This is a genomic window from Arthrobacter sp. FB24, assembly GCF_000196235.1.
GTDB lineage: Bacteria > Actinomycetota > Actinomycetes > Actinomycetales > Micrococcaceae > Arthrobacter.
This window is the reverse complement of the sequence record NC_008541.1, coordinates 3,030,589-3,052,311: the sequence shown is the minus strand read 5'-3', so window position 1 is coordinate 3,052,311 and position 21,723 is coordinate 3,030,589. Positions and strand designations below refer to the sequence as shown.

15 protein-coding genes are annotated in these 21,723 nt (G+C 63.9%); 11 read left to right on the top strand and 4 right to left on the bottom strand.

Annotated features, from left to right (window positions below; genetic code table 11):
- Window positions 1-59 precede the first annotated feature (59 nt).
- Window positions 60-1,352 carry a DUF7847 domain-containing protein gene (locus ARTH_RS13775; RefSeq protein WP_232223518.1) on the bottom strand — a complete coding sequence of 431 codons (1,293 nt, stop codon included), beginning with the start codon at window positions 1,350-1,352 and terminating at the stop codon, window positions 60-62.
- A 456-nt stretch (window positions 1,353-1,808) separates the two neighbouring features.
- Here ARTH_RS13775 and mtrA point away from each other — a divergent pair, with 456 nt between their 5' ends.
- From mtrA to secA, 7 genes are all read left to right on the top strand, one after another.
- Window positions 1,809-2,483, top strand: coding sequence for an MtrAB system response regulator MtrA (gene mtrA, locus ARTH_RS13770; RefSeq protein WP_011692552.1), 675 nt, complete (start codon window positions 1,809-1,811; stop codon window positions 2,481-2,483).
- A gap of 97 nt (window positions 2,484-2,580) precedes the next feature.
- Window positions 2,581-4,386, top strand: coding sequence for an MtrAB system histidine kinase MtrB (gene mtrB / locus ARTH_RS13765; RefSeq protein ID WP_011692551.1), 1,806 nt, complete (start codon window positions 2,581-2,583; stop codon window positions 4,384-4,386).
- Entirely contained in the window at window positions 4,383-6,104 is a 1,722-nt protein-coding gene (locus ARTH_RS13760; protein WP_011692550.1) for an LpqB family beta-propeller domain-containing protein, read from the top strand. Before mtrB ends, ARTH_RS13760 begins: the two co-directional genes overlap by 4 nt.
- 125 nt (window positions 6,105-6,229) lie before the next feature.
- Window positions 6,230-7,156 carry a ComF family protein gene (locus ARTH_RS13755; RefSeq protein WP_011692549.1) on the top strand — a complete coding sequence of 309 codons (927 nt, stop codon included), beginning with the start codon at window positions 6,230-6,232 and terminating at the stop codon, window positions 7,154-7,156.
- 171 nt (window positions 7,157-7,327) lie between these two features.
- Complete coding sequence (gene hpf, locus ARTH_RS13750) at window positions 7,328-8,053, top strand: ribosome hibernation-promoting factor, HPF/YfiA family (RefSeq protein ID WP_011692548.1); 726 nt, start codon at window positions 7,328-7,330, stop codon at window positions 8,051-8,053.
- Between the two features lie 32 nt (window positions 8,054-8,085).
- Window positions 8,086-9,345 (top strand): winged helix-turn-helix domain-containing protein, encoded by a 1,260-nt coding sequence (locus tag ARTH_RS13745; RefSeq protein ID WP_011692547.1) that lies wholly within the window; start codon window positions 8,086-8,088, stop codon window positions 9,343-9,345.
- 70 nt (window positions 9,346-9,415) lie between these two features.
- Entirely contained in the window at window positions 9,416-12,154 is a 2,739-nt protein-coding gene (gene secA / locus ARTH_RS13740) for a preprotein translocase subunit SecA (RefSeq protein ID WP_011692546.1), read from the top strand.
- A gap of 131 nt (window positions 12,155-12,285) precedes the next feature.
- Here secA and ARTH_RS13735 read toward each other — a convergent pair whose 3' ends face one another.
- Both ARTH_RS13735 and ARTH_RS13730 read right to left on the bottom strand, forming a co-directional pair.
- A complete protein-coding gene (locus ARTH_RS13735) occupies window positions 12,286-12,834 on the bottom strand; it encodes an Rv3235 family protein (RefSeq protein ID WP_011692545.1) in 549 nt (182 codons plus the stop codon).
- Window positions 12,835-12,887: 53 nt separating this feature from the next.
- The gene (locus ARTH_RS13730; protein WP_011692544.1) at window positions 12,888-13,682 is read right to left on the bottom strand and encodes a LysM peptidoglycan-binding domain-containing protein; all 795 of its coding nucleotides are present in this window, start codon (window positions 13,680-13,682) and stop codon (window positions 12,888-12,890) included.
- Between the two features lie 158 nt (window positions 13,683-13,840).
- On the opposite strand from ARTH_RS13730, the gene ARTH_RS13725 reads away from it, so the two are divergent.
- A complete protein-coding gene (locus ARTH_RS13725; RefSeq protein WP_011692543.1) occupies window positions 13,841-14,419 on the top strand; it encodes a hypothetical protein in 579 nt (192 codons plus the stop codon).
- A gap of 43 nt (window positions 14,420-14,462) precedes the next feature.
- Here ARTH_RS13725 and ARTH_RS13720 read toward each other — a convergent pair whose 3' ends face one another.
- Window positions 14,463-14,678, bottom strand: coding sequence for a helix-turn-helix domain-containing protein (locus tag ARTH_RS13720; RefSeq protein ID WP_011692542.1), 216 nt, complete (start codon window positions 14,676-14,678; stop codon window positions 14,463-14,465).
- A 154-nt stretch (window positions 14,679-14,832) separates the two neighbouring features.
- Here ARTH_RS13720 and ARTH_RS13715 point away from each other — a divergent pair, with 154 nt between their 5' ends.
- From ARTH_RS13715 to ARTH_RS13705, 3 genes are read left to right on the top strand one after another with little or no spacing between them, the layout of a single operon-like run.
- Window positions 14,833-15,477 (top strand): SAF domain-containing protein, encoded by a 645-nt coding sequence (locus tag ARTH_RS13715; RefSeq protein WP_011692541.1) that lies wholly within the window; start codon window positions 14,833-14,835, stop codon window positions 15,475-15,477.
- Window positions 15,474-16,784, top strand: coding sequence for an AAA family ATPase (locus ARTH_RS13710; RefSeq protein ID WP_011692540.1), 1,311 nt, complete (start codon window positions 15,474-15,476; stop codon window positions 16,782-16,784). Before ARTH_RS13715 ends, ARTH_RS13710 begins: the two co-directional genes overlap by 4 nt.
- A gap of 57 nt (window positions 16,785-16,841) precedes the next feature.
- A complete protein-coding gene (locus ARTH_RS13705; RefSeq protein ID WP_011692539.1) occupies window positions 16,842-21,695 on the top strand; it encodes an NAD-glutamate dehydrogenase in 4,854 nt (1,617 codons plus the stop codon).
- Window positions 21,696-21,723: the final 28 nt, after the last annotated feature.

Genomic DNA, 21,723 nt, shown 5'->3' with positions numbered 1-21,723 from the left:
CCAAACCGCGCCTGCTACTGACGCCGCGTCCAACACTGGCTCGAAGAAGCCTGGCCGGCTCATCCGGCGCCCGGTGGCGGACCGGAAGGCGGCGGGTTCAAGCCCCGCGGAGGGTCGTACCCCGGCGGGGGACCGTACGGCTGAGGCTGACCGTAGCCGGGCGGGGTGTTGTAGCCGGGTGGCGGCCCGTACGGCTGAGGCTGACCGTAGCCGGGCGGGGGGATGTAGCCGGGTGGCGGACCGTACGGCTGAGGCTGACCGTAGCCGGGCGGGGGGATGTAGCCCGGCGGGGGACTGTACGGCTGAGGCTGACCGTAGCCCGGCGGGGGACTGTACGGCGAACGGGTCCAGCTGCCGGAGGTGGGACCGCCCGCAAAGTTGCCCTCGGGCGCCACTCCGCGCCCGGGAACGCCGTCGGAGTCTTCGCCTGATTCAAGCTGCCGCTGGAGGGCGAGGTCCAAGCCTTCCTTGCGCATCCGGAGGTCCATGTACAAAAGGCCCATGACAGAGGTTTGGAAGGCATACCCGACGGCACCGATAACGGCTGTGACAATAATCGATGCGATCCCGACAACTGCGGAAAGTACCCGCTGCCCGTCGTCTCCACCATGGGGAGCGATGACGGAGGAGAAGCCGCCGGTAGCGAGGCCGATGGGGATCTGGACAATCTGGCTGATGATGCCGATCAGGAGGGAAATGACCAGGACGATGCCGAAGATCCGCCACCAGTTGTGCCGGGTGAGTTGCCAGGATCTCCGCAGGCCGTCGAGTACTCCTTGTTCCTCGACGACGATCGCCGCCGGCGTCACCATCAGGCGGATGGAGACCAAGAGTATGGTCGCAATGCCTCCGAGGAACAGGGGGACGATGATCAGCGCCGACGTTGCGCCCATGGAATCGGCCAGCAGGAAGGTTCCTCCCACCAGCACTACTGCGAAGGCGATGCCGGCCAGGATCTGCAGACCGCCAAGAGCGAGCAGTGCGCCGATCCTGGACCGCGACAATGTCCACATCTCCTTGAAACCGGTGCGTCGGTTCAGGACCGACCGGGCCACCGGAACCACCATCACACCCTGAAGCACAATGGAGATAAAGAAGGAGACCAGTCCCAGAAGGGCAGCGCCGATCAGGAGACCCCCGCCGAGGTTGACCATTTCCGGGGGAGCCATGCCGGCCAGCCACAGGCCGAGCGACTGTCCGCGCGATTCGGTCTCGGCTGCGAAGACCTCACCGACAACGGTCGCCAGGGTCTGTGCCAGCATCGCAGCACCCAGCATTGCCGCGGGATTCCGCCTGATGGTCTGGAAGGCTCCGTCAAGGATTTCGCCGAACATCAAGGGCCGTAGGGGCACGATGCCGGGTTTTGGCGGGGCTACGTATGCCGGTTGGGCATGTCCCGGTTGCGCTCCGGCGTAAGGAGGGCCCCAGGGAGGCTGTCCGCTGGGAGCCGTCGGCGGTGGGGTCCACTGGGCGGGCGCGTCCCAGGCGGGTGGTTGCACTGGCTGTGGCTGACCCTCCCGGGACGGCACGTTCGGATCCTGCTCTGACAACCTGTTCCTCCCCAAAAGACGCTGTCCGCGAGCTGACCGGCCACCGCTTCCGCCAGGCGCTCCGGGCCGGTTGTGGTTTGCACTGTCCGGCCCGCTCCCAGCCTATAGTTTTGGCCGCAAGCCTCATAGCTTCCGGCTGATTCTTCCGGCTGTGGCGTCACAGCGCCCTCCCGGCGTGCTTCCCTGGCGGCAGTGTCCGCGCCATGCCGTGTCGGCCCTCAACGGGACAAAGCCCATTCAATAGGCGAATATATAACTATGAAGGCACGCATTCTGGTAGTGGACGATGACGAGGCGCTGGCCGAGATGATCGGGATTGTCTTGCGCAATGACGGCTTCGAGCCGGTCTTTTGCGCCGACGGCGGGCAGGCGCTGGAAGTTTTCCGATCCTCAAAACCGGATCTTGTGCTTCTGGACCTGATGCTCCCGGGCATGGACGGCATCGAAGTGTGCAGGCAGATCCGCGCCGAGTCGGATTCACCCATCGTTATGCTCACCGCCAAGTCCGATACCTCGGACGTGGTCCGAGGACTGGAGTCCGGTGCTGACGACTATGTGCCCAAACCGTTTAAGCCGGCGGAACTGGTGGCCCGTGTCAGGGCCAGGCTCCGGCCCGGAGATCAAAAGGCCCCTGAGACCCTCCGCATCGCCGACATCACCATTGACGTGGCCGGCCACCTGGTGAGCCGGAACGACGAACGAATTTCGCTGACACCCCTCGAATTCGACCTGCTCGTTGCCCTTGCGCGGAAGCCGTGGCAGGTCTTCACCCGAGAGTTGCTCCTGGAGCAGGTCTGGGGATACCGGCACGCGGCAGACACGCGCCTCGTCAACGTCCATGTCCAGCGGCTGAGGTCGAAAATCGAGCGGGACCCCGAAGCCCCCGAAGTAGTTTTGACGGTCCGTGGTGTCGGCTACAAAGCAGGTTCCTGAACCGTCCCGCGGCGAAGCCGGCAGTGAGCCGGAGGTAGCCCGCCCCCAAAAGACGGAACACGCCCACTCACACGGCGCTCCGGAGCATACGGATGCAATGGCCGGCGTATTTTCCGACCTGCCGTTCCGGACCCGCATTTGGCTTCGCCGTGCCCGGATCGTGGGACTGCGGGTCGCGAGGCTCGTCCGGACCGGCTTGCTCCGGCTCCTGCCCGGTGTCAGGTTCCTGCTGCGGGCCCTTCATCGGCGCTGGCGCCGTTCCCTGCAGTTCCGCACAGTCCTCACCACGCTTCTGCTCTCGATCGGCTCGTTCGCAGTGGTCGGGGCCTACCTGTCGAACCAGATCGCCAACAACCTGTTCCAGGAACGGCTTGCCCAGGCGGAGTCGGAGACTCTGTACAACGTCAAGCAGGTCCAGGACACGTTCGACGGCGCCCAGGTCACCGACCAGTCCAGCGTGATCACACTGGTGTACGACACCCTGAATGCCGTGGAGGGCCGCGGAAACGTCATCCAGCGCCGGTATGTGTTCGAGGCGATGCCGGAACAGACCAAACCCCGCAACCGCTGGGTCGAATCGCGGGCGTCGGACCAGCTCACGGTCAGTGTCATTCCGCCCGAGCTGCGGAAGGCGGTTCAGGAGTCCGGAAAGGACCAGTTTTGGGCATCCACGGAGTTCCCGGTGGGTACCGAAGACCGTCCGGGCATCGCCGTGGGCAACAAAGTCACATTTAACGGCACTGTGTACGAGCTGTACCTCATTTACGACCTGAACACCGCGCAGAAAACGCTGGACGAGATACAGAACGTCCTGCTCGCCGGCGGAGCGGTACTGGTCCTGATCATCGGTGCCATTGCCTGGTACGTGACCCGGAACGTGGTCAGCCCGGTCAGCCATGCCGCGGTGGTCTCGGAGAAACTGGCGGCCGGGCAGCTCCAGGAGCGGATGGTAGTCAAAGGCGAGGACGAGGTGGCGCGGCTGGGCGCGTCGTTCAACCACATGGCTGCCAGCCTCCAGGAACAAATCACCCAGCTGGCGACTCTGTCCCAGATGCAGCAGCGCTTCGTCTCCGATGTGTCCCACGAACTTCGCACGCCCCTGACGACCGTGCGGATGGCCGCCGAGGTCCTGTACGACGCACGGCATGATTTCGACCCCATCAACAAGCGCTCGGCCGAGCTGCTCTACAACCAGGTTGAGCGCTTCCAGTCCCTGCTCGCTGATCTCCTGGAAATTTCCCGCTTCGATGCAGGTGTGGCCATGCTCGACGCCGAACCCACCGATATCCTGCAACTCGTGGCGAAAGTCGTCGAAGACGCAGGACCCGTCGCAGCCGAATACGGTTCGCAGGTCACCATTAATTCGCGGGATGAGAGCATCGTGGTGGAGATGGACGACCGGCGCATCGAGCGGATCCTTCGCAACCTGGTGCTCAACGCGCTGGAGCACAGCGAAGGGAATCCGGTCAATATTTCGGTAGCGGCAAATGAATCCGCCGTCGCCGTCGCCGTCCGCGACCACGGCATCGGAATGACGCAGTCCGAGGCGGCAAGGGTCTTTGACCGTTTCTGGCGGGCCGACCCCGCCCGGGCGCGAACCACGGGCGGCAGCGGGCTGGGCCTGTCCATCGCCGCGGAAGACACGAAGCTCCACAACGGATGGCTTCAGGCCTGGGGCAGCAAGGGAACCGGATCAAACTTCAGGCTGACACTTCCGCTGAGGCAGGGCGAAGCAATCTCCAAATCGCCGCTACAGCTCGAACCGGCCGACGTCGAATTGCCTGGCGGATCGGGGCAGGGCACGATGTTGCTCCTGGAAACCGCTGCATCGCCCGCGGATTCGACGGATGCGCCCGCCCCGCCGCACGCACAGCCGGCCGCGGGCAGGGAAGAAACAAAATGACCGGCACCCCGTCAAAGTTGCGCAACGCGGCCCTTGCCCTGATGACGCTACTGCTCCTGCTGCTGACCTCCTGCGCACAGATCCCGCGCTCGGGGCCGGTGGGAAAAAGTACCGATGAGAGCGCCGGCAAGCCCAACAACGCGCCCGTTTTCTTTCCGGTGGCACCACGCGAAGGAGCCGGACCGGAGTCCGTCATTGAAGACTTCTACCTCGCCGGCAGCGGCTACGAGGACGACTACGCCGTTGCCAGGGAATACCTGACGCAGGCAGCCTCCGTTGCCTGGAAGCCGGACCAGCGCACACTCGTTTTCCGCTCAACCAGGGTGGTCCGGACCGGTGTGGAAAATGTCTTCAACTACGAACTGGACGTTGCCTACTCAGTCGATGCAGACGGGATCGCGACGCAGTTCCCCGAAGGCACCAAGGAAAACATTCCTGTCACGCTGACGCAGGTGGACGGTCAGTGGCGCATCTCCGCAATCCCTGACGGAATTGCCATCCCCGAGCAGACATTCAAGGTGATTTACGGCGCCTACCCCATCTACTTCTACGATCCCGGCTTCACCTACGCAGTGCCGGACGTCAGATGGTTCAACAAGAAGAAAACGGTCAAAGCCATGACCAGCGCCTTGCTCAGCGGACCTGCCCCGTATCTCAAGGGCGCCGTAGTTAGCGCCTTTCCGTCCGGAATGAAGCTGACGCGGGAGTCTGTACCGGTAGTCTCGGGCGCAGCCCAGGTGGACCTGTCGGCAAAGGAACTCGTCGAAGCCTCCAGCGAGGACAGGCTGAGGATGCAGACCCAGCTGGCTCTCACCTTCCGTGGCCAGCCGGACGTCGTCAACGTCGAACTCCGGGCAAACCAGGACCTGGTCCGGGTCGAGGACAACGGCTCCGTGCTGCCTCCGGTCAGGGACAAGAACGTCCCGGCCCGCCAGATCGCCGTGAATGACGGCCAACTGGTCCGATACGAGAACAACCGCATTTCGCCGTTGCCGGACATTCAGTCCGTAGGAGCCCTCGGGCCGGTTTCCCCTGCCGAATCGCCCGTTTCGCAGTCGGTGGCGTTCCTCAACAACAGCCGGACGACCCTGTACTCGATCGTGCCGGGCCAGCCGGCCCGGGCACTGACAACCCGCTCCACCCTCACCCATCCGTCGTTCGGGCAGCAGGATTGGGTCTGGACTGCCGGGCCCGGGGCCAACGGGGCAACGGAAGTGCTTGCCTACCGCCCCACGAACGTTGCTGAAGCCGCGGCCATGCCCACTGTCACGCTGGCGCCGGCCTGGCTCGCCGGACGCACCGTCAAAGAATTCCGCGTATCGCGCGAGGGGGTGCGGGCTCTCGTGATTTCCGAGCAGAACGGGAAGACCCGCGTGCAGGTGACCGGAATCGTACGCAATGCTGACGGGACCCCCCGTGACCTCACCGCCCCAACGACGCTCCTGACGGACCGGGAACCGGACCAGGGGGTCTGGGTCAGTGACACGACGGTAGCCGTCATGAAGGCATCGGCCACTGACAACGTCACCCCGGAATTGCTCTCCCTGGCAGCAACGCAGCCGCAGCAACTGGCGCCCTGGCCCGGGCTCACCGCGATCAGCGCCGGCAACGGACCCGAGGAAATCTTCGGGCAGTCCGCCGACGGTATCTTCCAGCGCCTCGGAAATGGTTGGTCGCCCCAGCTGAAAGGGCCCGTGGACCCGTCATTCCCGGGCTGACACAGGGGCCTGCACCGCGCCGTGCGGGCAGGTTGTACTGGCCACACTTTATCCACATAAGCGCCGGGCCCACATAGTCGAACAGCGGGCTCCCGCAGGGATACCCCGTCGGGCAGGCTTGGTCTGTGACAAGAAGCCCCGATCCCGATCTCGAGCCGCCTGCGCCGGCGGCGGCAAGACACCGCAGCGATTATGTACGGTGGTGGCTGCGGGCCGCGGACCGTGCAGCGGAGGCTGGCCGCGAACTGTTGGCCCTCGCCGCACCCGTGGAGTGCGTCTGCTGCGGGTCGGAAGACTTCTCGCTATGCGGACACTGTGAGCGGGCGCTGCGCCTGCTCACGCGGACGCCGTTCCGCGCCGAAGGGCAGGCACCCGCCCTGATGGATGTGAACGGTTCGGTTATTCTTCCCGTCGTGGCCGCCGGGGTCTATCGGGAGGAGCTCGCCCAGGCTGTGCTGTCGTTCAAGAAATACGGCCAGCGCCAGCTTGAATCGGTGCTGTCGAAGGCGCTTGGGAGGGCGATCACAGTGGCTGCCGGCACGACGCATGGAGTCTGCCTGATACCCGTACCCACCACCAACAGCGCGTTCAGGAGGCGGGGTTTCAGCCCCGTGCACCTTTTGTTGCGGAATCTGGACCGCAGCGGCCGCCTCGGCGGAGGGCGCCCAGCCGATGCGCTGCGCAAGGGAGGGACCTTCGGACAGTGGCCATGGTCGGCCGCTGCCCTGCCCGAACGGCTCCAGGTGCTGGCTGCCGCCCACGCCATGGCGGGAGGGCAAAAAGGACTCGGACGAGGCGCCCGTGCCAAACGTGTCCGGGGTTCCATGCGGGCAAGGCCGGCGTTCCTCGCGCCTGACATCCGGGGATGCCCCTGCATCATCGTGGATGACGTGCTGACCACGGGGGCCACGCTGGCGGAAGCAGCGCGGGCCGTACATCAGGCAGGGGGCGTCGTACTGGGCGCCGTCGTACTTGCGGCGACACGCCCGCCGGACGTTGCGGATCCACCGGCCGTTCCCGGTGCCACCGCAGTGATGGGCGCCCGACTTTGAAAAAAATAAACGAAGAAAAGGTGAATAACGGGTAGCGATGAACTAACGTCGGTTGTGGGTACCAAGATCAGTTGTACCTGTCGATAGCGGCTCGGAAAGGGGCTCGACTGTCAGTCAGATCGGCCCCGGGAAGTGCCGCCGTCGTGTCACCGAAGTCATTTGGAGGGCACCATGGAGTTCATGATCAGCGGACGGAATTTGACGGTTTCAGACCGCTTCCGCGAATACGCCGACGAGAAGATCTCAAAGATCGCATCGCTGGGAGACAAGGTCCAACGGGTGGACGCGAAGGTCTCAAAGGAGACTAAGGCCCGCCAGACCGCAGAATTGCTCACGGTTGAGCTGACTGTCTTGGGCCGGGGCCCCGTCATTCGAGCAGAGGCCAGCGCCGCCGACAAGTTCGCCGCGTTCGATCTCGCTTACAACAAGCTTCTTGAACGCCTGCGCCGGGCCAAAGACCGCAAGAAGGTCCACCATGGCCGGCACACCCCCAAGTCGGTCACCGAGGCAACAGCCAGCCTTGAGCCGGCCAGCACCACCGAGCCTCTGTACGTGGAGGCAAGCAACCATCAGGAGCCCCAGGCCGCACCGGTCGAAAAGTCGCCGTACGACGTCGACAACGACATCCCGGCGGGGGATTCGCCTGTCCTGATCCGCCGCAAGGTGTTTCCGGCGGCATCACTCACGCTCGACGACGCCGTCGACAACATGGAACTCGTGGGCCACGACTTCTACCTGTTTGTCGATAAGGAAACCAAAGCGCCGTCCGTCGTCTACCGCCGCGACGGTTGGACCTACGGGGTGATCTCCCTTGACCAGACCTGCGAACCGGGTGTGGCTCCGCTGGAAGAGAAGATTCTCGCGTACCGATCCGAGGATGAGCCAGCCAGCGCATAAGCTGGAGCTGACCATCCAACGAAGGGACTGACGTGCAGGAAGTGCTGAGCCTCAAACAGGCGCGGCGGATCGCACTGGCAGCCCAGGGATTGGACAAAGTACGGCCCGCCGGACCCGTGACATCACGGGCGGTGGGCCGTACTTTTGCCCGCCTCCACCTCGTCCAGATCGACTCCGTCAATGTGCTGTCGCGGAGCCATTACCTGCCGTTCTTCTCCCGCCTGGGGAACTACGACAGCGCCATCCTCCAGCGAATGGCGGGCACCCACCCGCGCCGCATGATGGAGTACTGGGCCCACGAGGCGAGCTTTATCCGTCCGGACCATTTCCAGGACCTGGTCCTGTGGCAAAGCCGGAAGTGGGTGGGAGCGCACTCCATGGACCCCGAGGTACGGAGCGATGTCGCCGCCCGGGTGCTTGAGGCGCTGGCCGCCGGACGGCCGATGACTGCCGCCGAACTCACCGCCCACCTGGGTCATGTGGAGGACCGGCAGCAGGACAACTGGGGGTGGAACTGGAACGCCGTCAAACGGGTCCTGGAGCACCTCTTCGAAGCGGGCCTCATCTCGGCCGCGTCCCGCACGGAATCCTTCGAACGGCGCTACACCCTCACCGCCAAGATCCTGCCCGAACGGCCCGGCGCAGCGCCGGACGTTCCCGACGCAGGGGCGGACAAGGCGGCTGCGCTGGTGCGCCTCATCGATGCCGCCGCCCGGGCGCACGGGATCGGCACGCTCCGGTGCTTCGCCGACTACTTCCGGACGCCGATGCGTGCGTCAGCCCTGGCAGTGGACCACCTCGTCGAAACCGGAAGGCTGGTGCCAGTCAGCGTGGCCGGCTGGGACAACCCCCTCTTCCGGCACGCCGAGGCGAAACTGCCGCGTACAGCCACCGGACGCGCACTGCTGAGCCCCTTCGACTCACTGGTCTTTGAGCGGCGGCGCCTTGAAGCCCTGTTCGACTTCCACTACCGCCTGGAGATCTACACCCCCGAGCCGAAACGCCGCTACGGCTATTACGTGCTTCCCTTCCTGCTACGCGACGGGATCGTGGCCCGCATCGACCTGAAAGCGGACCGATCCAACGGCCTCCTGCTGGCGAAGGCTGTCCACGCGGAGCCCGGGGCGCCCGCCGACACCGCCGTCGAACTCGCCGCGGAACTGCAGCTCATGGCAGAGTGGTTGGAACTGGACCGGGTTGTTGTGTCCCGGAAAGGAGACCTGGCACCGGCGCTCGCAGACGCCGTGTCCGGAGCAGGGAGCGGTGTATCCGCTGAGAGGGAACAGGCGTAACCGGCCCTGTGTCTCTCCCGTAGACTGAACACGCCAGAATTCGGCAGCTTGAGACTGGGAGCAACTTCACGTGGCATCACTTATCGAAAAACTTCTCCGCACGGGTGACAAAAAAACCCTGAGGCAACTGCGGAACTATGCCGATTCCATCAATGCCCTGGAAAGCTCCTTCCAGACTTTCACCGACGCCGAACTGCGCGAAGAAACCGACCGGCTGCGTGAACGCCACCAGGACGGCGAGAAGCTGGACGACCTCCTGCCCGAGGCCTTCGCGGCGGTCCGTGAAGCCTCCTCCCGAACCCTGGGCATGCGCCACTTCGACGTCCAGCTGATGGGCGGCGCGGCCCTGCACCTGGGCAATATCGCCGAAATGAAGACCGGTGAAGGCAAAACCCTCGTAGCCACCGCTCCGGCCTACCTGAACGCACTCACCGGCAACGGGGTGCACGTGATCACCGTGAACGACTACCTGGCTGAATACCAGTCGGACCTCATGGGCCGGGTCTACCGCTTTCTCGGCCTGACCAGCGGCTGCATCCTGTCCAACCAGGACCCTGCCGTGCGCCGCGAGCAGTACGCCGCGGACATCACCTATGGCACAAACAACGAATTCGGGTTCGACTACCTGCGCGACAACATGGCCTGGGACAAGTCCGAGCTCGTCCAGCGCGGCCACCACTTCGCAATTGTTGACGAAGTGGACTCCATCCTCATCGATGAGGCCCGCACCCCGCTTATCATTTCCGGTCCGGCCCAGGGTGACACCAACCGCTGGTACAGCGAATTTGCCAAGGTAGTCACCCGGCTCAAGCCCGATGAAGACTACGAAGTCGACGAAAAGAAGCGCACCGTAGGCGTGCTCGAGGGCGGGATCGAGAAGGTCGAGGACTACCTGGGCATTCACAACCTCTACGAGTCCGCCAACACCCCGCTGATCGGCTTCCTGAACAATGCCATCAAGGCCAAGGAACTCTTCAAGCGGGACAAGGACTACGTCATCCTCGACGGCGAAGTGCTTATTGTTGACGAGCACACCGGCCGCATCCTCGCGGGCCGGCGTTACAACGAGGGCATGCACCAGGCGATCGAGGCCAAGGAAGGCGTCGAGATCAAAGCGGAGAACCAGACCCTCGCCACGGTCACGCTGCAGAACTACTTCCGCATGTACAACAAGCTTTCCGGCATGACCGGCACAGCCGAGACCGAAGCCGCCGAGTTCATGAGCACGTACAAGCTCGGCGTGGTGGCCATCCCCACCAACCGCGACATGCAGCGCATTGACCAGCCTGACCTCGTCTACAAGAACGAGGCCGTCAAATTCGACGCCGTCGTCAAGGACATTGCCGAGCGGCATGAAAAAGGGCAGCCCGTCCTCGTGGGAACCACCAGCGTGGAGAAGAGTGAATACCTCTCCCGGCTGCTGGCCAAGGAAGGCATCCGCCACGAGGTCCTTAACGCGAAAAACCACGCCCGTGAAGCCGCGATCGTCGCGCAGGCCGGCCGTAAGGGAGCGGTGACGGTCGCCACGAACATGGCCGGTCGAGGTACGGACATCATGCTGGGCGGAAACGCAGAATTCACTGCCGTCGCCGAGTTGGCGGCCAAAGGCCTGGATCCGGAAGAAAACTCAGAAGAGTACGAGGCCGCGTGGCCCGCGGCGTTCGAGGCCGCCAAGCAGGCGGTGAAGGACGAACACGAGGAAGTACTGGAATTGGGCGGGCTCTATGTCCTCGGAACCGAACGACACGAGTCCCGGCGGATCGACAACCAGCTCCGCGGACGTTCAGGACGCCAGGGCGACCCCGGCGAGTCGCGGTTCTACCTCTCCTTGACGGATGACCTGATGCGCCTGTTCAATTCGGGTGCGGCCGAACGGCTTATGAACAGTTCCGTTCCCGACGACGTCGCGCTCGAATCGAAGCTCGTTTCGCGTGCCATAGCCTCTGCGCAGGGCCAGGTTGAAGGCCGCAACGCGGAACAGCGCAAGAACGTCCTTAAGTACGATGACGTCCTCAACCGCCAGCGCGAAGCCATCTATGGGGACCGCCGCCGTATCCTCGAAGGCGACGACCTGCACGAGAAAGTTCAGTTCTTCCTCGAAGACACCATCACTGCCCTCATCGACGCAGCAACCTCCGAGGGCACCGGGGACGACTGGGACTTCAACCAACTCTGGACGAACCTCAAGACCCTCTACCCGGTCAGCGTTACATCCCACGACGTCATCGACGAGGCCGGCGGCAAGTCCCGCATCACCGTGGACTTCCTGAAGGAAGAGATTCTTTCCGACGCCCGGCTGGTATACCAGGCCAGGGAACAGGCCATCGGGTCCGAGAGCATGCGCGAACTCGAGCGCCGCGTGGTTCTGTCCGTGATCGGCCGGAAGTGGCAGGAGCATCTCTACGAGATGGACTACCTCAAGGAGGGCATCGGCCTTCGAGCCATGGCCCAGCGTGACCCGCTCGTTGAATACCAGCGCGAGGGATTCATAATGTTCCAGGCCATGATGGAGGCCATCAGGGAGGAGAGCGTCGGCTTCCTGTTCAACCTTGAGGTTGAGGTGACCCCCGCTGAGGACGTCGTCGTGGCCGACGGCGCCGGGGAACATACAGAACACCATGAGCCACAGATCCATGCAGCAGGACTGGAAGCACCGGAGAAGCCCGCACAGCTGCAATACACTGCTCCGGGCGAAGACGGCGCCAGCCAGACCCGCGTCGAAGGCAGGTCGTCGGGGCGTTCGGGAAATCCGGCGAAGGCTGCCCAGGACGGCGCCCGGAAGCCGGCCCCGAAAAAGAAGAAGCGCTAGAAAAAATTAGTGGCGCTTTAGCGGCAGCAGGCTAGATCACAGGTGGGGACCGGAACAGTTGTTCCGGTCCCCACCTGCATCCGCTGGTGCCTGAACGCCAGGAATGAGGGCGGTGCAAACGGGACGATGCCTCAGCCGATCTCCAGAGCCGTGATCCGCCATACCTGATTGCTGCGCTCAAGCCGCACGGCGACTGCGCGGACCCTTAGTTCATCCACTACTACGGCACTTGCCTCGTAGACTCCGGACGCGACTTCGCAGGCGCGGACCGATCTGACTGCGGGATTACGGTGCAGGCGTCCTGCCGTGGGTGAGGGTCCCGCCGCCAGCCGACGGGTCAGCGCCGCGCGGTGCTGGAGTGAGGCCAGGCACCGCTGATCAAGCCTTCGGGAGAGTTGCTGGATGGGACGTGTTCCTGCCAGCACTTCGATGGCGGCCTGGACGGTACCGCGGGTAATTGCGCAGACCTCCTTGTTCTCGCTCACTATCTGCAGGGCCCGCCCGTTCTTGGTGGCGTCACCCGGGTCACCCGGCCGAGGCGTTGGCGGCGTGCCGGCCGTGTGCTGACGCGGGGCAGGGCTGCCGGCGGCCGGGACTGCTGCCAGCCGGCGGGCTGGCTGGTCACCGGCCGCCGGTCGTTCCAACGCGGGAGATGTGGGGACCAGGTGCAATGCGCTCATGATGCTTCCTCTGATTGATGACGGATATCTGATAGCTGTGGCCGGCTGCGGATCTACGATCCGGATGGAGGCCGGAGGACCTGTCCCGGGAGAAGTGAATTGGGGTTGTCTCCTATGGCAGCCCTGTTGGCCTCATACCATCGCGGCCATTCCAAGGCGATTTCGAGATCGGATGCCTGGGACCCGCCCAGCTGCCTGGCTGCAATGCTCCACAGAGAGTCCCCGGCCACCACGGTGACGTGCCCGCGGTCATCGACAGGTTGCTGGCGGGCGGACCTAGAAGGTTGTGCCGCCAGGGGGCCCGGGGACACGTGGGGTGCATTCGGTTTCCAGCGTGGATCCACGCCCTCAACGGATGTGGAGACTGCAGACAAGGCGGACATAACGGCGGCGCGGCCTTCAGCCGGCTGTCCGGTAGGGGTCCAAACCGCTGCGGTGGCCGGATTGGACGTTGGACTCCACCGAGGGTCCGCCGGATCCGCCGCTGCATGGGCAAGCGGCGCGCCCAATAGTTGTACTCCGACTGCGGCGAGGGCGAGTCTGCGCATGAAGGCCGGACTGAACTTTCCGGTGACCGCCGCAGCCCGGTTGCGTCCGGCACGCTCGAGGGCGGCGGACGCAAATGCTGACAGCATGGACAGGACCCACCAGGTGACGACGATGAGTCCTGCGGCGTTGACGACAAATCCGAGCAGGTCTTCGAAGCCCAGGGACTGGGCTTTTGCAGATGACCGCTGCCAGCGCTCCATAAGCGAGGCCCCGGTTGCCGCCAGAAAGAAGCCAAGGAGCAGAATCGCCACCGCGAGGGTTGCGTCCGAGCCCAGCACCCTGCCGCGTGAAACCACCATGACCTCGCTCCCAACTTTGTTTGATGCTGTTTGATACTGTTTGATGTCAATAAATCTAGTTTGACCCTGAGTTTCGATTTTTGTCCAGTGATTTGTTTTTTTGGTGTCCGGGCTGGCCCTGAATTGACCGCTGGGCGGCACCGGCCTAGATTTGCGGCATGCGATGGGATGCCTTGTTTGAGGACATGGAGGCGCAGCTGGCCTCAGTTGACCGCTTGGAGCTTGAATCGGAAATCGCCGAGCGGTCGCGGGCGGACGTCGCGGGCATAGAGTTGGCGGACAGACTTCGCGGATCCCTTGGGCTCAGGGTGGCGGTCCATCTGGCTTCCGGCAACGCGTTCGAGGGAACGTTGAGCCACGTCGGGGCAGAGAGCCTGCTCCTCAACGACCATCATCACCAAGTGTTGATTCCGTTTGCAGCGGCGTCCCGCTACCACGGCCTGGGCAGGCTCGCAGTGTCGGAGCCGTCATCCGTCAGGCGGAAACTGGGACTGGCCAGCGCACTTCGAGGCCTGGCACGTGACAGGGCGGATGTAGCAGTTGTCTTGGTCGGCGGCACCACGGAAGCGGCGGGGCTAAGCGGGGTCATAGACCGCGTGGGCCGGGACTATTTCGATCTGGCCTTAACCCGGCCCGGAGAAGCCCGCCGCGCCGCCAACGTCAGCCAGATTGCGTCGGTACCGTTTTCGTCCCTTGCTGCGCTACGGTCCGTCCGCGGCGCGGATCGTGATCATTGAGATGCATCCGCGGCCGTAGGATGCCTACGCGTCAGCTCCTGGCTCAGACGGACTTGGACTTGGCCTGCTGGATCATCCGGTCCGCCTCGGCGTAGCGCTCTTCAATGTACTGTTCCAGCATCTTTTCTTCGACACGCCACTGTCCGCGCCCGCCCACCTGGATGGCCTTGAGTTCGCCGCTTCGCACGAGCGCATAGGCTGCCGGGGAGTTGATCTGCAGCTGTTCGGCTACGTCTGCGAGGGTCAGGAATCGGGGCATGCCACCATTTTGCCACTATTGGTGCCGAATGATGCGGTTATCCACAGTTTGGCGTTGCTTGGCCTTATGACTTTCGATCCGGCCGTTTTGCCGTAACAATGAGGGAGTCCGGCGCACGAACCAGCCCGGCCGGCAACGATGGGGGGAGCAGTACGTGAGCGCAAGCACGACGACGACGGCAGTCAGGCTGAAGAAGCCTTCCTGGAAGGATCCCCGGCTCCTGCTCGGACTCCTGCTGGTTCTGGCGTCCGTGGCCGGTGTTGTGTCGTTGGTGGGCGCGGCCGACCAGACCACCGAGGTCTATGCGGCAAAAGGGCCGATCGCCGTGGGGGAGAGACTCACGGCTGAGAACGTCAACCGGGTAAAAGTCAGGCTCGGTGACGTCGAAGGGCACTACGTCACTGCGGAAGCCGGGCTTCCCGACGGCATGGTTGCGGTACAGCGGATCGGCCCGGACCAGTTGGTCCCGCGGGACAGCCTCGGCAAGCCCGATGCACTAAACCGCAAGCCGGTCGCAATCACCATCGACGAAGCCCTGCCGGAGCAAGTGGCTGCCGGCTCGCGGGTGGACGCCTGGGTGGCGCTTCCGGATGCGCGAAACGGGTTCAGCGAGCCGAAGCTACTGCTTCCCGGCGCCGAGATCGCCGAGGTCACTCCCGGCTCGACGGCGCTGGGGTCTTCCCGGTCTACCGTGGTCATGGTGCTCGTCACTGACGAGCAGATGCCGAGGCTGTTGGGAGCGCAGGCGAACAAGGCCAAGATATCGGTCGTCTGGAACCCGGGCGGTGGAACCTCATGAGCATTCCGGTAGTCACGGTCGGGCAATCCCGCGAGGACCTGGTCGGTGGCTTGGAGCGCCTTCATGGACCGGTCACCGTCGTGAGGAGGTGCTCGGAACTGACTGAGCTTCTGGCCGCCTGCCAGAGCGGACTTGCACGGGCGGCCGTCGTCGCCGAAGGAAGCGACGAACTGACGGCTTCGCTTGTTGACCGGCTCACTGCCGTGGGCGTCGTGATCGTTGCGTTGACCGACAGCGCATCGGAGGCGGCTCGCCTGACAGCGATCGGCGTTACGGTTGCGCCGGCGGGCGTGGACTCGGCGGCACTGGCAGGCAGGATCTCGGGCGCAGTTGCCCAGTGGGCCCCTCCCGGCTCGTTTCAGGCGGATGACCGCGGTTTCGCTGACCCTGGTGCCGCCATCCGGACCCTGCCGGGGGCGGGAGATGATTTCCAGGCAGAGCCGTCCGGTGCAGGCCGGATCATCAGCGTCTGGGGTCCGGCGGGGTCACCGGGCCGGACGCTGGTGGCAGCCAACATGGCCGGCGAATTGGCCGCTGCGGGGAACTCAGTCCTCCTGGTCGACGCTGACAGCTATGGAGCGAGTGTTGCGGGGGTCCTGGGACTGCTGGACGAATCTGCGGGGTTGGCGCAGGCCTGCCGGTTGGCCGATCTGGGCCAACTGGATGCCGACGCCCTGCTGAAGGTCGCAACCCCAGTCGCCCTGAAGACGGGTACGCTGCAGGTTCTGACCGGGATCACACGCGCGGATCGCTGGACGGAGTTGCGCGCATCCGCCCTTGGCGTTGTCTTCGAGAAAGCCCGTGAAGTAGCGGACTATACGGTTGTGGACACAGGATTCTGCCTCGAGGCAGACGAGGAACTCAGTTTTGACACCATGGCCCCGCGCAGGAATGCCGCCACGCTTCGGAGCCTTGAACTCGCGGACACCGTTTACGCTGTGGGGTCAGCCGACTCCATTGGTGTGCCGCGGCTGGTCCGGGGCCTTTCTGAGCTTGAAGCTGCGGTTCCCCAGGCGTCGCCGCAGGTGCTTCTGAACAAAGTCCGCGCTTCCGCCGCCGGACGCTTCCCCGAGCGCCAGCTGCGGGACGCGTGGGAAAGGTACGGGCCGGCGGAAGGGATTTCCGCTTTCCTTCCATCAGACATCGCCGCCTGCGACACGGCACTCTTGTCCGGCAACCTTCTGCTCGAGGCCGCACCCGAATCAGGACTCCGGCAAGCGATCGCAGAAATCGTTTGTGCACCCGCCCAGCAAAAACGCCGATCCTCTGTCTTTTCTTCCACAGCGAAGCGCCTTCTAAAGGGTTAGGCTCGCCATAAGGGTTGCAAAGAGGCAACTATGAACTTGTGATGGAGGCGTTTGTCGATGTCGTCTGGGTCCAGCGTGGAGGATCAGTCCGTTTTGCTCGGAGCCCGTGAGGGGTACTTCGGAGACTACTACGAGCACCTTGCGGAGGAGGACTCCCGGGCGTATTCACCCGATGTCCTCGCCGCCCGCGCCGAAACCCACCGAGAAGTGGCTGCTGTCCGCGTCCCCGGCACGGCCAACGTCCGGATTGTGGACGAACCCGATTGCAGCGTGGTGTACATCGTCACGGACGATATGCCGTTCCTGGTGGACTCCGTAAACGCGGAGCTCGTTCGCCAGAACTCGGCCATCCATCTCGTACTCCACCCGCTTTTTGTTGTGACGCGTAACCGGGAAACCGCTCGACTCACAAAAGTGGACAGGGTCCCGTCCAGCATCGGCATTTCCAGCGGCGACACTGCAGCCATGCCGAGCCTGTCACACCTTATTGCCCAGGGGGATAACGCCTCGCATATGGAGTCGTGGATCGCTGTCGAAATCGGACTTGCCAGCGAGGAAGCGCATGTGCGGCTCATCGAAGGCATCGAACGCGTCCTCGGGGATGTCCGGGCCGCTGTGGAAGACTGGCCGAAGATGCGCAACAAGGCGCTTCAGATCGCCCAGGACCTGGACAACGTAGCCAACCCCTCGCAGATCGAGGAATTGCGCCAGGCCCAGGACCTCCTTCGGTGGCTGGACGACGGCAACTTCACCTTCCTTGGGTACCGCGAATACGACCTCGTCACCGAGTCCGGCGAGGACGTGCTGGAACTGCGGGAGGAGAGCGGCCTCGGGCTGCTGCGCAGCGGCGCCGACGGACACCACGTCCAGCACCTCACGGTCGCGGGCCGCAAGAAGGCGCGCGAAAAGCGCGCCCTGGTCATTACCAAAGCCAATTCCCGGTCCACAGTGCACCGGCCGGCATACCTGGACTACATCGGAGTCAAGAGCTTTGACGCCGCCGGAAACGTCAACGGCGAGCAGCGGTTCATCGGCCTTTTCGCCACCAGCGCCTACGCTGGCTCCGTCAGGAACATTCCGATTGTCCGCGAGAAGGTAGAAGCTGTCCTCCGCAGTGCCGGGTTCCCGCCGCACTCGCACTCCGGCAAGGACTTGCTGGGCATTCTTGAAACTTACCCCCGCGACGAGCTGTTCCAGATCGAGATTTCGGACCTTGCCGCGACGGCAACCGGGATCCAGCGGCTTCAGGAACGGCGGCGCACCCGGCTGTTCCTGAGGCCTGATATCTACGGCCGGTTCATGTCCGCACTGGTGTATCTTCCCCGCGACCGCTACACGACCAACGTCCGCCTCCGCATTGAGCAGGAACTCCGCGAGACCTTCCACGCAGTCTCCATTGACTACGAAGCCAGGATGACCGAGTCCGCGTTGGCCCGGTTGTTTTTCCGTATCCGGTTGCCCAAGGATGCCGACGTCAGCGACGTCAATGTTGAGGAGCTTGAGAAGAGGCTCGTCCGGGCTGCGCGTTCGTGGAGCGAAGGCATCACCGAAGTGCTGCGTGCCAGCGCCACCGATGACGACAACAAAGGGCTTGCCTCGGCCTGGGCCGAGGCCTTCCCCGCCAGCTACCGCGTTGACTACGAGGTTGAGGACGCTCTTACGGACATCGCGCGGTTCGAGAAGTACGGGTCGGCTGCTGAGCTGGCTGAAAAGGGCACGCAGGAACGGCCCGGGGTCCACGTGTACCTGCCGGAGGGGGCCGGAGCCACGCTCGAAGAGGACGCCCGGGTCAAGCTCTACATGCTTGAGCCGAAGAGCCTTAGCCAGATTCTGCCGTACTTCCATAATCTTGGTCTTGAAGTGCTCGATGAACGGCCTTTCGAGATCGAGACGGCCGACAAGCGGGATTTCTTCCTGTACGACCTCGGCCTCAAATACCCCGCCGGGGTGGCCCCCCTCGCGACCGGCCAGTTGTTGGCGGACGCTTTCGGCGCCGCCGTTTCCGGTGATGTCGAGTCGGACAGTTTCGACCGGCTGGTCCTGCGCGAGGGCATGCACTGGCGCCAGATCGTGGTCCTCCGCGCTTATGCGAAATACATGCGCCAGATGGGCAACACGAACTCGTTTGGATTCATTGCCGACACGCTGCTGGCCAATCCGGACGTGACCCGCTCCCTGAGCGCCCTGTTCGCGGCGCGCTTTGACCCCGCCGTCGAGGACGATGTCCGGACGCAGCGCCAGACGACCGTCCGCGCGGAACTGGCAGCCGCCATCGAACAAGTCGCCACGTTGGACGCCGACCGTGTTCTCCGGACGTTTGCGAACCTCATCGAGGCCACACTCCGAACGAACTTCTACCAGCAGAAGCCGTACCTAAGCTTCAAACTCAATCCGGCCGCGATCGACGGCCTGGCCTTCCCGCGCCCGATGTATGAAATCTGGGTGTACTCGCCCAGGGTGGAGGGCGTGCACCTGCGCTTCGGCAAGGTGGCCCGTGGCGGGCTGCGCTGGTCCGACCGGCGCGAGGACTTCCGCACCGAAATCCTTGGCCTTGTTAAAGCACAGACCGTCAAGAATGCCGTCATCGTTCCCACCGGCGCCAAGGGCGGATTCTTCGCCAAGCAACTCCCGGACCCTGCCGTCGACCGGACGGCGTGGATGGCGGAGGGCGTGGAAAGCTACAAGACGTTCATCCGCGGGCTTCTGGACCTTACGGACAACCTGATCACCACTCCGGAGGGCGAAGCTGTGGTTCCGCCGGCCGACGTCGTCCGCCATGACGACAACGACAACTACCTCGTCGTCGCTGCCGACAAGGGAACCGCAACATTTTCGGACATCGCTAACGGTCTCTCGGCCGAGTACGGCTTTTGGCTTGGCGATGCGTTCGCCTCCGGCGGCTCCGTGGGCTACGACCACAAAGCCATGGGGATCACGGCGCGGGGCGCGTGGGAATCGGTCAAGCGCCACTTCAGCGAACTGGACCTGGATACACAGTCTGAGCCGTTCACAGTGGTGGGCGTGGGCGATATGTCCGGGGACGTCTTTGGCAATGGAATGCTGCTTTCGCAGCACATCCGGCTGCTGGCGGCATTCGACCACCGCCACATCTTCCTGGATCCGAATCCGGATGAGGCCACGTCCTACGCAGAACGGCAGAGGCTGTTCGACCTGCCCCGGTCCTCCTGGGACGATTACGACAAATCCCTCATCAGCGAAGGCGGCGGCGTCTTCGGACGGCAGGCAAAGTCCATTCCGGTCTCTGATCAGGTGCGCGTCGCCCTCGGACTGCCGGACGGCACCACCGAACTGAGCCCGCCGGAACTCCTACGAGCCATTCTCCTGGCGCCCGCGGACCTGCTGTACAACGGCGGCATCGGAACATACGTGAAGGCAAGTACCGAAACGCATGCCGAGGTGGGAGACAAAGCGAACGACGCCATCCGCGTCGACGGCCGCGACCTTCGCGTCAAAGTGGTCGGAGAAGGCGGAAACCTGGGCATGACTCAGCGCGGACGTATTGAAGCAGCGCTTCAGGGAGTCATCCTGAACACCGACGCCATCGACAACTCGGCCGGCGTCGACTGCTCGGACCACGAGGTGAACATCAAGATCTTCGTTGACCGCATGGTTGCCGCCGGAAAGCTCGACGCTGCGGAGAGGGCGGACTTCCTGGCGTCGATGACGGATGAAGTCGGGCGGCTCGTCCTGGAAGATAACATCGACCAGAACATCCTGCTTCTCAACGACCGCATCCGTGTTGCGGAGTGGAGCCCCAGCTATGAGCGCCTCATGGACTGGCTGGAGAAATCCGCTGACCTCAAACGAGAGCTTGAAGCCCTACCGACAACGGCGACGCTCCGGGAACGCCTGGAACAGGGGCAAGGGCTGACCTCGCCCGAGCTTTCGGTACTCGCGGCTTACGCGAAGATCGAACTCGCAACGGCACTGCGTGAGAGCGATCTCGCGGACGATCCGTGGTTCAGGCAGACCCTGCGTGCGTACTTCCCCAAGCAGCTTCGGGAAAGGTTCGACGCCGAGCTCGATACCCATCCGCTGCGTCGGGAGATCATCGCCACTGTCGTGGCCAACGACATGATCAACCTCGGTGGCATTACGTTTGCGTTCCGCACCATTGAGGAGACGTCCGCCAATGAAGCGGCCGTAGCCAAAGCATTCGTTGCGCTCCGCGAGATCTACGAGCTGGACGTCATGGTGGCGGAGCTCAACGAACTGCCGGCCTCCTTCCCGACAGAGCACTGGAGCACCGTCCACTTGGACATTCGGCGGCTTCTGGACCGCGCGGTCCGGTGGGTGCTGGGCCAGGGCAGCGGTTCCCGGCCGATTTCGGAAATCGTGGACGAATTCAAGCCGCTGATGGATCCGATGCGTGCCCGTCTCCTCGATTACCTGCGTGGTGAGGACCGTGCCCGCGTCGCCGCGTGGCTGGAAAAGGCCCGAAGCTGGGAACTTCCGGAGGATCTTGCCCACCGCTGGGCCGAGCTGTTCGAAAGCTTCGTGCTGCTCGACATCGCCAAGATTGCCCACATCAGTCCGGAGCCGGTGGAGGGCATCGCGCACGTGTACTACACGGTGTTTGACCGGTTCCATGTGGACTCCCTCCTGGAAAGGATCACCAAGCTTCCGAGGCGGGACCGCTGGCAGGCACTTGCCCGCGCCGCCTTGCGCGACGACCTTTACTCCACGATTTCGGACATTACGACGTCGGTCCTTGAGTCCACGTCGGCCGGAGCCCCCGCGGAGGACCGGGTACTGGACTGGGAAGGCCTGAATGCCGAGCAGCTCAACCGTGCCAGGAGCATGTTTGACGAGGTCAACTCACTCGAAGCGGACGATATGGCGTCACTGTCGGTAGCATTGAGGCTCTTGAGGTCAATCGTCCGACGCTAGGGACCCCGTTCCAAGCGTCGAAACTGGA